Annotated in this window: 5 protein-coding genes; all 5 read right to left on the bottom strand. The window is 39.9% G+C overall.

All coding sequences use genetic code 11. The features are described 5' to 3' along the window. Positions 1–228 precede the first annotated feature (228 nt). The 5 genes from AB3G73_RS22085 to AB3G73_RS22065 all read right to left on the bottom strand — a co-directional run bounded on the left by AB3G73_RS22085 (position 229) and on the right by AB3G73_RS22065 (position 14,090). A complete protein-coding gene (locus AB3G73_RS22085; RefSeq protein ID WP_367745608.1) occupies positions 229–3,378 on the bottom strand; it encodes a glycosyl hydrolase in 3,150 nt (1,049 codons plus the stop codon). Between the two features lie 697 nt (positions 3,379–4,075). Then, positions 4,076–6,757: a family 78 glycoside hydrolase catalytic domain gene (locus AB3G73_RS22080; protein WP_367745607.1), complete on the bottom strand. Its 2,682-nt coding sequence runs from the start codon at positions 6,755–6,757 to the stop codon at positions 4,076–4,078. An 18-nt stretch (positions 6,758–6,775) separates the two neighbouring features. Next, on the bottom strand, positions 6,776–9,520 hold the full coding sequence (locus AB3G73_RS22075) for a family 78 glycoside hydrolase catalytic domain (RefSeq protein ID WP_367745605.1): 2,745 nt from the start codon (positions 9,518–9,520) through the stop codon (positions 6,776–6,778). Between the two features lie 31 nt (positions 9,521–9,551). After that, positions 9,552–10,982, bottom strand: a complete 1,431-nt coding sequence (locus tag AB3G73_RS22070) for an SGNH/GDSL hydrolase family protein (protein WP_367745603.1) — start codon at positions 10,980–10,982, stop codon at positions 9,552–9,554. 15 nt (positions 10,983–10,997) lie between these two features. Continuing rightward, entirely contained in the window at positions 10,998–14,090 is a 3,093-nt protein-coding gene (locus AB3G73_RS22065) for a discoidin domain-containing protein (RefSeq protein ID WP_367745602.1), read from the bottom strand. Positions 14,091–14,097: the final 7 nt, after the last annotated feature.

The raw sequence follows: 14,097 nt of genomic DNA, 5'->3' as shown, positions 1-14,097 counted from the left end.
ACTAAATAAAAATGTATTTTTTTCAATGGATTCAATACCTTCACAGCAAAATCTATAAAAGTGTAAGAAGCAGATTAAATCTTTGTCTGATACTTATCTTTTGTATCCGGATCTGCGAAAAAATAGGAATCATTACAGACTATCTGTATGAACAGTATGACGTATTCTAAGTTACAAACAACGAGATAGCCATTTTTAATTACGACATTCTACCTCTCATTTAAATGTTTATTTAGTAAATTCATAATCAAAAGCTTGAATTTCAACCGGTCCAAGTAAACCCGAAGACTGCAATGGTGAATCAGCTTTCCATGGATTGATAGTTGTCCACGTCGGACGCAGGTCTTCTGGAAGAGATTGGTCACCAATAAGGCGATTTTGCCAATTATTGACGACTGTTATTTCCAACTTATTCTCGCCTTTCTTCAAATAGTCAGTCACATTCATACGATATGGGTACGTCCATACACCTCCTACATAATGTCCATTTAAAGTAACTTTAGCCATCACCATCACACTGCCTAAATCAAGATACAAATTCTTCAATGGGAGTTCTTCTAATATGAATTCTGTTTCATAAACAGCCTGTCCAGAGAAATATTTGATTTTATCATCATCGGAATTTATCCAATCTTTTAAGTGAGACCAAACAACAGGTGTTTCCATGCCACGTTTACCAGCTTCAAATGTTATCTTCCAAGGTGTATCTATCGTATAAACCATTTCTTTCATCGGAAAATTTTCTTTCTTCTCTGTTGTTTTATCATTTTTGCAGAAAACTATAAAAGTACTTTCATTTCCTTCTAACTCAATTGGTAAAGATATATCTCCTTCTTTACTTTCAAAATCAGGTAAATGGCGAATCTCTCCTGTTACAGGATTCCAAAGCTGCGGAAACAATTCCTGCGAAACGCGGAACTCTCCGTTGAAAACGACTTTTTCATTATCTTGATTGGACACAAAATAAATTTCCGCATCCGGCAAAGTTCGATGTATAAACAGAACCGGAATATCTTTTTCACATGTGAAATCAGGATGTATATTTAGTGTATCCAGTACTTCTTGCATAGCAATACCTCGGTGGAATACTTTACCTTTTCCATAATGACTGTTAGCGAACAATTCTGTACCGATACGCAACACTTCCTTATCTACTTCAGGATAACCAGACAAACTTGGAGAATATTCAGGAGCACCACCATAAACAGCCAAACCTGCACGTACCAGTTCGCTGATCTTTTTCAGCACTTCGGGACGCATGCTTTTTTGATTAGGTAATACCAGTAAACGGTATTTCATTCCATCAGGCAGAGTTAAACAAGCATCCTTTACAGTAGCCCTCGTTAAAAGCACCTCACTATTAATAAAATCAAAAGAGTAGCCTTTGGGTAATTGAGGGTCTATCGAACCCGTCATCTTCGGAGTATCTTCCCCGATAAAATAAGCAACATCTGCCACATAGGTACCCTGCTGCAAAAGAAAATTCGCTCTCCTCAAATAGTTTGTAAACAGATCCATCTGACTAAACCAAGTATTCTTACGATGAAAATCATTTCCGAACCAAGCACTCACACCGGGATTACGATCTTCATAAGGTTGATGAATATACAAATGAAGTAAGGAAGCATTGATACCTTCTGTGAAAAAGCGGTCAATACGTGCTTTCATATCGCCTGGATAATGGGTAAAATTAGGGCCTCCACTTGTGCATGATTCTGCCCAGATGCGCTTCTTACCATAAATATGTCCACAGGAAGAGGCACAACGGTTCTCAATCAGTCCCAAATCACCAAAACTCCAGAACTCACCACTGATTTCATCCGACTGCCCGCCATATTGTAAAAACTCACCCGGAAATCCCCAATGCCCATAGTTTTCCAACCAGGTAGTAAGTCCATGCTGATGGCAGATAGTTCTCAGTCCACCTACATAGTCATACGAAATACCATCAGCAATTAAACGACGCAAATCCCAAAGAAAACGTGAAGACATGTCTTCATTACCTACGACTTTTCCATACAGAGCTGGTAAATAAGGTAGAGGATCATATCCATAAACTTTTTTAAAACGTTCCAACATATCATCTGTCCAGTTCTGACTACCCGTCTCATAACTATCCTGTACAACAATCTTCAGACTCTTACGATCGGCTTCAGGGATACGGCGAAGAATTTCACCCATATAGGCGTCAAAGTGTGCACCGACATGTTTCTTACTCATCTTATCCACTTCAAGTCCGGTAGCCTCAGGAGTAGCAGGTGTATTCGTCACACCTGTGGTTTTCATTTCCAGACAAGAAACAATCCAGTCACCAGCGGGCACATTCCAAGTCAAAGTCCCACCTGACGAAAGAGAAACAGTCAAATCTATCACCTTATCTTGTGGAATAGTAAATCCTTCCGCCTCATTATACCAATCCTGATTAGCCCACATATATGAGTCCCACTTAGGATCAGGTCGTTGATACATCTTCGCTAAAGTTTGTTCCGGATATCGTTCTATCATTCTTGCAGAGGAAAGAACAACTGTAGCTTCTATATCTCCATAAGAATTGATTGGTCTATCCAATAACAGACGGAAATCTCCGGATTTTGTTGCAGGAAGAGATAGAACAACCGGAGCATTTGCAAAGAATCCAACAGACCGCATGCCATTGGTACGATCTATCTCAAATTTCCGAATCGTTTGATAAGTATTACCTATTTTAGCTTGCAGTTCTGCTTTTGTCCATACATAGTTGTTTGTAGTAAAAGTGAAGCTACGAATTGGTTGAGATTCATCGATATGCATATCAAAAGCCACGGGTTCGTATCCTTTCTGTTGTAATTTCCATTCTTTTTTAAACACATCGCTCTGCGTTGGATAAGCAATGACGCGAACCAATTGCATGGAATCCGAGTATCCGGGTACTGTATATGAGAGAGTTTGCGGACCTTTTACCTGCATATCTGTAGAAGCCAAATAGCGCATACTCTGCTCCGGTTTCACCCACGGTCCTCCCGATTGACTCCATCCCGGACTATTAAACATTCCTATTTCAATATCAAGTTCCGTCGCAGTTTTTAATGCTGCATGTACGGCTTCCCACCATTCAGGCGTGAAGATCTTCACCTCTCCGTAGGAATTTCCTCCTATATCAATATTCCCAATATACGCACGGGTGATTCCTGCCTTTTTCATAGCATGCAAATCTTTAATCACTCCTTCCTTTGAAATATTATCGGAAATCCAATACCAATAACATCCCACCCTAATACTATCTGGTATCTCACGAAATCCCTTTTCAATAGTTCCTATCGAAAACATATCTTTTGTATTCGAGCACCCTGACAGAAAACAAATCACAACGCTTGCAAGTATTACTAATATATTTTTCATAATATCATATTTTTCACTTTAGTCAAAACAGAGGACTTCCAGCAATTCATCCGGCTATTAATAAAAAAAGAGAATAAACAAACCGAAGAAATATTGTGGTACTTCAAACACCAATCCGAATCTTTTACTCAATATCTATTGAACTATATACTATGAACGTCCAGAAGCTGGAATACCACTAAAAAGAAATAAAAAATAATCGAATAGCTCCGGCCCGTTTCAAAGAGTATAAAAATATTCTTTTACCACTGCACTATCATCACATACCACCATTACAACATTTATCATTATCATGCCCCATAATGTGACGAACATCAATAATGAGAATCAGCAGCTGAATTAGATTAAAACGGTATGGAGATGAACTAATCTTAGTTTCTCTAAAACTTAATCTGCATTATGCAATGATTTAACATTCATCATACATAAATTTATTCGTCTGACAGTTGTTGAACTTTCGTCTGACAACTGTTATTCTTTCGTCTAACAGTTGTCAGACGAAAAAGAAACAGTTGTCAGATGAATAAATCCATGTATCATTAGCCATAAATCCATTAGGCATTAAAAATAAATCTGCGCAAACTCGGATTTAGTTCATAACGGTCAAGTTATGAATGAAGAATGATCAATGGACTAGGATTTACGTGTCATTTCTTAATGAGGCACACGTTATCCCTTCATGAATGGCAAGAAACTATTAATGATTCAAATCAAACACAAAATCATAGTTACCTTCTTCCACGGCAATTGTTTTCTTTTCAATGCTAACTTTCTTCTTATTCATCTTGCACGAAGTAGCAGCATCGGGTATGCAAATAGTGGCAGTAGTTCCGGAAGGAACTGAAACTTGAAGATTCAGCTGGCTATTTTTCAATTCCCAATTGACGATAATAGTACCATAAGGTGACTCTTTCGTAGTTTTAGCCCAGGTGACCCCGTTCGGTATTTGAGGATCAATATAGACATGACGATATCCCGGAGCAGCCTCATCAGGACGTATTCCTCCTACTGCTTGATAGAACCAGGTGCCGATTCCATTGTAACAATTATGCACCCGGCTACGTTCGCCACTCCAATATTCCCAAGTTGCTGTAGCTCCATTATCAATCATATATAGATATCCGGGATAATCACGCTTTTTCAATATCTGATAGAAGAAATCCGCTTTTTTATTCCGAACAGCCCATTCTGTCAAAATGGGTACTCCAACAAGGCCGACTGCTATATGTCCTTTATGTTTTTCTTCAGTGATAGCCATCATATTCTCTCTTACCGTATTGTATAAAGCATCGGGGACAACGCCTACCAACATAGGATAACACATATCCAACTGCGAACCGGTAGAATAGATACCCTCATTCGGACGATAGAAAGTCTGATGTATCAGTTTATTAAGCTTTTCTTTACGGGTTGCAAATTCTTCGGCTTCTTCTTTCTTACCCAACACTAAAGCTACTTTATTCATAGTACCCAGACATTCACTGATAAAACAGTTGCTTACCAAATCCACAGAAGATTGAGCACCGGCATCCACTCCCATCGGTGCCAGCCAGTCGCCAAGATACCAATCGCGATATTTCGTATCAGGCCAGCGTTTCAATAAACCGTCAACTGTATATTTATCGACATATTTGAACCACTCTTTCATTTGAGAATAATATTTCTCTATTAGTCGCGGATCATTGTAGTTGACATAAGTTCTCCAAGGAGCCAACACAAAGAATCCACACCAATAAGGACCGCCACCACCTGCACCGGGATTAGGACCTACGTGTGGCAAACTACCTCCCTCACGCATGGAATCTCCCCATGTCTGTATCCAGTTCTCAAAAGTCGGAGCTACATCATACATCGTCTGCAAAGACATCGTTGAAGAGTTTCCATCACCACCATAACCGGCACGTTCCAGATGAGGACAGTCTACCATATATCCACTAAAGGTGAGACATTTCATTGTATATTGAATCATATTATGAATAGCATTCAAATCGGCATCCGAACATTCAAAAGTGGCCGCTTGCTGATAACCTCCGTGAATCTGGAGCGATTTCATCCATTCTCTTTCCGGCTTTACAGGAAGATTGGAAATACGCACATACCGATAAGCATGATGATTGAATTTATTTCTAAAACATTCTCCATTCCGTCCACCGGATATATAAATATCACTTTCACCTTGTTTGTCAAATTCTCCGTCTTTAGTCAGATTATCACTATATTCCATTGTTATTTCATGACCTACAGGCAATGTAGGCATATACATTTCAAACCATCCGGTCTGCACCCGTCCCATATCTACCAGCCAAGTGTCTTCATTCAATTGCCTTATAGAAACAGGTTGTAGTTTCTGATAGATTTTATTGACCTCACACATTTGGGGTGAAGCAATATGATCGGGAACTTTCACCGTTACTACCGGAGCCCATTTCATCTTGTTCAATGCTTGTGAAGAAAGATCTGTCGGCAAAATTCTTCCATCTACTCTTTCACCAGCGAATTGCAGTGCCCGCCAAGTCCCTGTATCCGAATAACCACTTTCGCGTCCACACCATGAACTATCTGTTTTTGTCAGTACTTCCCATTTTCCATTTCGTAAAACATCCAGTTCCGCTTTCACCAATGGGCCGTCGTAAGCTGATCCGAAAGTAGTACTTTTATACCATCCCTGTCCAAGCCAGATCAATAAGTCGTTTTCTCCCTCTCGCAAGTAGGGAGTTACATCATAAGTGACGATCAATGAACGCTTAGTCAGATGAGATACAGCAGGTGTCAGTACATCCTCGCCAACTTTTTCGCCATTGATATAAATCTCATGATAACCCAATGTATTCACATGCAAAAAAGTGGTTTCCCCTTTTGTTGCATTTACTTTCTTACGAAGAATAGGAGCACAGACCTTTCCTCCCTCAACAGATGAGCCTATATATTCGCCATGCATATGTGATTTATCCAAAATGCCAACGGCAAAACGAGCTACCGGACTCCAGGCTGAAGCCTGTTTTTTGGAATCCCATGCACGAACTCTCCAATAACATAATGAGCGGGAAGACAAAGGAGCACCTTGATAAGGCACCATTACCGAAGCATCGGATTTCAATTTCCCGGTATTCCATAAATCGGCTTTATCTTGTATCAGAAGAATACTGTCCGAAGCCACTTGTATCTCATAGTAAGTTTGTCTACCTTTCAACCCATCACCTTTCAGCTTCCAACTGAAATGAGGAGTAGTATTATCAATCCCCAAAGGATTCACCAGATTCTCACACTTCATTTCTGTCAGCATGAAAGGAGCTTCCTTCGCTTTGCCATACACAAACGCCGATATACTGCAGAAACAGCCTATCAATCCTACACTCAATAATCGTTTCATTCTACTCATACTACCATTTTTATTAACTTATTTAAGAACGACAAAGTTATACGATCCCGATAACACCTCCATTCGATTCGGATGTACTTCATCTTTTATAATAGTCCCCACCCTGCTCACCGGGATTCCTGATTCCAGAATCGTGTTGCTTCCCCAATCCGGAATGACAACCGTAGCCGATGTATTGGCAGGTATTTCTATTTTAAGACTTAAATTTCCATTCTCATTTATTTTCCATTCAGAACAGATCCTACCATATAAACTTTCATACGATGCTTTACAATATTTCAAATCCGACACAAGTTTCGGCGCAATATAAAAATATTTCATTCCGGGATTCAACGGATCAGGCTTTATACCTGCCAGTGAACTGTAGAACCACGCCACAACACTTCCAAACATTGGATGGCAATGACCACATCCTTCATCGTTTCCGTCACCATTCCACGTTTCCCAAAGAGTATTATTTTTCTTATCAGCCAGATAGCCGTATCCCGGAAAATCTCTTTGATTCATTAATTTATACGCAAGGTCTGCTCTTCCATTTTCTGTCAGGACTTTCAACACAAGCGGCGTGGCAAGTATACCTGTATCAAAATGAAAATTAATATCTTCCAGATGTTCAAGCAAAGCTGAAAAAACTCTTTCATACTTGTCTTGAGGAACAAGTCCGAATGCCAGTGCAAAAACATCAGATCCTTGTTTTCCCTCCCAATAATGATGGGTATCTTCATTATAGAACTCGACATTGAAATTCTCTTTTATTTTCCGGACTTGTTCCCGAAAAAGATTCTCATCCCCGGTTTCATTCAACGTTCTTGCTATTTCTGTCATGATGCAAGCGACATGATAAAAATAGGCCGTATTCACTAATGATGTAGGAATTTCAAGAATATTATGAGGGGTAGACCATTCTCCCAAACACCATCCATTGGGTTCTTCTCTGACTACTATTCCTTTATCGTCCGTACGTGTTTCCAAATATTCAACCCAGTGTTTCATACCATTATAATGTTCATGCAATAACGCCGTATCACCATAATGACAGAAATAGGCCCAAGGGATAATAACATAAGCCGACCCCCAGGCAGGTCCTCCCCCTCCCCCACCAAAAGGAGCAGTATGAGGAACATAACCCGTTTTCTTATTACTTGCATCACTGATATCGCTCACAAATTTCTTGAGAAACCCTGTCATATCATACGAATAAAGTAAACTCTCCGTAATCACCTGTCCATCCCCCGTATAGGCCAATCTCTCACGATGCGGATCACTACTTATTATACCTTTGAAATTAGCATGCATCGTACGATTATAAGCCTGACAGATATTATTAAATAACTCATTGGAGCATTCAAAACTTCCTGTATTCTCTATATCCGTATAAATAGATTTCACAATAACACTCTGTTTTGAGATTTCTATTCCTTTCGCTATAATCTCAATCTTTTTAAATGCATGCCAGGTAAACTGGGGTTCCCATTTTTCTATATTTCCACCTTTTAGAACATAAACATCTTTCTGACCATAGTCCAATCCTTCATCACTGATAAAACGTAATTTCACAGAATCTCCCCGTTCTCCTTTTACTGACAGTTCGCACCAGCCGGAAACTGTTTCAGGTAGAGTAAAAGTATAGGTTGAATCGTTCATCTTCTCAAAATGAGCATTCATCGTTTGCATCACTTTATTGAACGGAATCGTCTGTGCTTTTAAAGCACCTGTGGGCGGACGTACAAGCAAGGCCGATCTCCATGTTGATTCATTATAGTGCGTCTGATTCCATGAGCCTAATTCAAGACGGGCATCATAAACTTCACCGGTAAATATAGCATCATGCAAAATCGGTCCCGTAGTAGTTTTCCATGATTGATCCGAGACTATCGTTTCTTTCGTTCCATCTTTATATTCAATTTCCAGTTGCAGTATCATTTTAGGGACATCATACCACATATATCCTTCCACAATACGGTCACGCTGATTATACCAACCATTACCTAGGATAACTCCTATCACATTGTTTGATTTCTGCAGACTAGAAGTTACATCAAATGCATTGTAAAGTACTCGTTGTGTTGACTGGTCGTCATAGTGATACAAAAGCTTTTTCAATGACCGCTTATCATAATTCGTAACGGCAGGAGCTAATACTTGATCTCCGACTTTACTTCCATTTATATACATTTCATAGAATCCTAATCCTGACACGTATACTCTAGCTTTCCTGACTGCTTTTTTAATAACAAACTCTTTACGAAAATAAGGTGCCGGAGAAGTACATGCAGAATCGGGATATAAATCTTCGATTTGCCCTATCCATTTTGCCTGCCAATCAGAAACCTGTAACAGACCCATCGTCCAATTCGAAATATCGCTCCAATTGGATGGAATGTCATTTTCATCCCAAATCATCACTTTCCAGAAAAGTTGATTTCCGGATAATAATGCTTTTCCCCGATAGTTGATTATAGACTCTGACGACTTCATCTTACCAGAATCCCAATAATTTCCCTTTCCCTTATTTAATTGTTTAATATTATCAGACACAAGAATGCGATAGGCCGATTGTTTCTTTCCTCTTTGATCTGATGATAATTGCCATCGAAGTTGTGGATTCCGGCTCTCGACAAGAATTGGAGTTTTCATATTGTCGCAATGCAGATTCACAACACGGATGTCACTCCTTCCATAAGCAAAGGAAGACAATATTATCAGCAGAAAAAGACTTCCGATAAACTTGTTCATCTTATAGTAACTAAAGGATTGTTTCATATGCACGGGCTCTTTCACTATACAGCTATCATTATTTCATTCTAGTCAGTTTCACCTGATGAATAACCGGTTTATTTATTCTATAAATTGTTTCAACAATAGAATTCATATAATCACTCCATACCTTACGTATTTCAGGATGCATTGCTTTGACATACCAGTCATAGCTTGCTCTAAGAAAAAAATCTTTAGGCAGGTATTCCTGAAGTTTATCGATAGCTTTCTGATTATCGGCAAACAATAATCCCTCCTTTTTCAGGAAAGAATATTCTGTCCACAAATATTCTCTGAACCGTTTCTCTATTTCAAACCGCTCTTCATTCAGGTACATAATTGTCATAGCCTGCTGATATTGGGGAGTAGTCGGATAGTCCGCCAGATTAATCCCATCTGCCAATCGTTCGGATGAAATATCATCTATAAACTGACCATCTATAGTCAACCGATACCTCCCTTTCTCCAGGTTGATTACCTGAAAGTATTCCTGATTAAATTCCTCCATAAACGGGATTAACTGCATGGCATCATGTTGAGATCTCTTGTTTCCCCAGCCATGCCGCGGAATAGAATCCAAAGGATAAGGAAGCGCATTGGCCAGATAGTCAAAAGCCAGTTCGCCTTCTTTCTTCTTTAATCGGGAGATTTTACAGTTTTGGTGGGTTACAACATTCAAGCGCTGTGCATCAATGGAAAAATCCGACACTTTATGTCCTGCCAGCCCTTGCGCTTTCAAGAACAAATAAGCCATCACCATCTGACCATCATTATCCGGATGAATCCGATCTATCCGGCAAAAAGTAAATGTCGAATCTTTCTTCTGTTCTCTTAGACTGATTTCGCACATCGGTTGGTTGAAATCTACAAAACCCCATCCATTCTTTTTGGCTGACGTGCGTTGGGCATCTATTATTTTCAGAATGGCGTTATTCTTCTGATGCAGAATGAAATTATTGAACTTTGAGGTTTCATCATAAGGAGAACCACCTATCAATACTTTGGTTATTTTATTCTTAGCCAGCAGCCGTTTTTCTATTTCCCGAAAGCTATCCAACGACTTTGCAATCTGTTGTCCTGACAGTTCGTTTGCATTGTCTTTCATGTAAATATCATAACCGGTATCATTCATACCGAAAGTAAGGGTCACGTAAGTTGGACGTCTGCCGAATACATCATCGTCCAGCCGGTCTTTAATATCCCATGCACTCTCGCCGCCAATACCAGCATTCATGATAGTGATCGGTTTATCCGGAAAACGAGTCATGTAATACAACCAGATAAACGAATGATAATGTCCGCCATGAGTGATGCTATTTCCTGTAAACACTACGCGCTCCCCTTTCTTGAATGGAGGAATTGCCGACTGTGCCTGCAAACTACTAATACTCACATAAGCCAAACACAGTAATAGAAATATCTTTCTATTTATTTCATGAATCACCATCTGATACCTTTTTTGAATCATACCGAACTATAATTATCAGAACATTATATCCAATTTATTCTTCTCCGCCTTCCCATACTGTTTCAGCAACACACTAACGTCCCCTTTCAGCAATTCGGGTTCTGCTTCCACACTAATAATCTTCTCTTCACCGGGCATCAAAGTAACATAATTATCAGACATAATAACAGGAAGTATACGTTTCTGCGTAGACTTGTTAACAAGCCTCATACGATTGGCAAATGCTACTGTTTCAGCATTATTCTTCAAGGCTATTTTTACCTTTCCATTAGACAGTTCCGACTTATCTACCAACCGGCAGGATAATTCTGCCTCCGGCAGCGTATTCAACAAGGTATAATCGAGATCTCTCACGCCATTTCTCCAATAGAAATTTTCGGAAAGCAGATTACCTCCAGCGTCAGTCAGTTCCAACTTGATAAAATGCAAAGGTGTCAGTTCTTCTATTCCTGCAGGCTTTTCACCATAGACTTCAAACTCAAATAATGAATACCCGAATTGTGTAGCACGACTAATACCCACCAGTTTCACATAACGAGCGGCCACCGGTTCTAAACGAATTTGTTCCGTACCACCTTTTCCAGCCTTATTGGTATAGACCGTTTTCCAATTCTTTGCATCTTTCGACACCTGTAACTCATATTCTTTAGCACAAGCCACTTCCCATTTCAATGTCACATTTTCTACTTTCTCCTCCTTACCAAGATCAACATATATCCATTGAGGATCACTATATTCACTTTCCCAGCGGCTTCCTGTACCTCCATCCATAGCCAATGAAGCCTTTTTGGAATCACCCGTTGAGGAAGAAGCAACTGCATTCTTTCCGAAAGCCAGATTGAACGGATTAAAGTTCAGTGTGAAAGCTTCTGTCCTATTACTGGCCGCCACGTCAATCTGCTTCGCCTGCCCATATGCAGAAACCTCTTTTCCATTCAGATCGTAAATTGTTGCTTTAGCCATTGCCCCTTTCAGGTCTTTCGCTGTCGTATTTATGGCTTTTATACTGTTATTAGAAGCATTCCATTGAATATGTAAAGGCTCACAAGCCTTTTTCGCTCCCCAGTAAGCTCCCGTAGGATCATAATAATAATCATAAGTCTGCCATACAAATGAAGGATAGGCAGGATGGCTCATCCAAATCAAGAGTCCGGCAGCATCATTCCACATCTTATCATTCCAAGCCTCATACATCCCCTTCATTACTTCGATATTCAGCATTTGTGCTTTCTCACAGAATTCTTCCAGTCCGGACGATTCTCCGTACTGTGTGTTCACCGAGCTCTTGTAATTAACAGGGTTGGCATTAGATGCTTCTTTACCGAAGAAATGCTTGTTCCAGACATTATCATCATCATTCTTCAATTGCTCGTCGGTAGGCAAAGGCCACCATGCTTCTTGAGGTATAAACTCTTTTATACTTTCAAATGTAGGGAAAGTAGCTGTACCTATTTCTGTACGCATACCATATCCATGGTCGATACCATACGGATAGGCCGGTGTATTAAAGGCCAGATTACTGCCGGAAGTTTCGAAATGATGTCTCGGAGGCTGATTTCCCCACCAGCCACTTCCAGACAGACCATCCTGATTGGAACAAGACTTATACATACGGTCATTATTGTCTTCTTTCGCTACCATTTCACGCAGATAATTATCCAAATCGGGTACCGGATGTGTTTCATTGGCTCCACACCAAATGGCAATAGAAGGATGATTTCGCAAACGTTTGACCTTATCAAGAGCGTTTGCTTTGAAAGCTTCCGGTTGTGCCACCTCATTATAAGCTACATACAACCAGAAGTCATTCCATACCATAATTCCATACTTATCACAATAATCGTAAAATTCATCGTCAGTCACACAGCCTGTCCACAAACGAATCATATTATAATTCATTTCTTTATGTAATCTGATCTTTGTTTCATACTCTTTACCCTGACACCGAAGCAGATACTCGCTCATTCCCCAATTACCTCCTTTCAGATAGATCTTCTGTCCGTTGATAAAAAAGGTCAGAACAGGATAACCTACCACATTATCAATCATTTTATACTCATACTTCTTGATACCAAACGTGAGTTCTTTCACATCCGATGGTTTACCATCTACAGAACAAGTTAGTTTGCAAGTATAAAGATTGGGAACACCATAACCGTTTGGCCACCAAAGTTTCGGATGATTGATAATCAATTGCGCGAATTCATCTTTGTTGATAGACAATCTGGCAGTCGCCCCTCCATCCACTTGAATATCTTTGGAAAAGGATATATTTCCCGGCTGGATAACTCCGGAAATAACCACTTTCTTTCGTTCAAGAGAAGCATTCTTTACATCAGTCGAAATAGAAATCTCCGCTTTCTGCAAAACAGGCAAATCTGAACGCACCCAAGGGTCTTCCATCACTACATCTCCGGTAACAGCCAGATAAGCATTACCTGTGATACCCGCCAGACGTCCCGGTACATAAGGCATCCAGTCCCATCCGGCACCTGCCAGATAACTGGGGCTACATGCAACTCCATACGGATCTTTAGCCTTGCGTGTTTTCTTCTGATCGGGATCGGTAATCAAAACAGCAATTGCATTCTTACCGGATTTCTTTATCAGATGAGTTACATCAAATTTTGACCGTATCATGTGACCGCTTACATCTTTAGTAGACGTTTTCGTTCCAGATATTTTCTCTCCGTTAAAATAGAAATCAGCAAAACGATTCGTATTATCAAAATGAAGCCACACACGTTTGCCTTTCGAATAGGAAGCCGGAAGTTTAAATTCGGTACGATACCAGAAAGGACGATTATAATACGTTTCGTCCACTTTATAAATATGATCGGCATAATTAGGATCAGGAACAATCCCGGCATCTACATAAGCTGTAAAAACAGTTCCGGGAACTACGCCTTTCACATAATCGGGCATTTTAAACCCGGGAGTAGATATTTGTTCTCCGGTCGCATTTTCCAAATCTGCCTGCGGTTTCACCTCCCAGACAATTCCGGAATCAGAGCTGTTTAACGACATATTTATATCCTTTTCAGCACATACCCCCTGAATAGAAGTAGCCATCAACGATAATAAAAAAAGACCAAGCTTATTCATCAATCAAGCA

The organism is Bacteroides sp. L008 (assembly GCF_040812255.1).
Taxonomy (GTDB): Bacteria; Bacteroidota; Bacteroidia; order Bacteroidales; family Bacteroidaceae; genus Bacteroides; species Bacteroides vicugnae.
The sequence above is the reverse complement of the archived record's forward strand: the minus strand, read 5'-3'. Positions and strand labels throughout refer to the sequence as shown.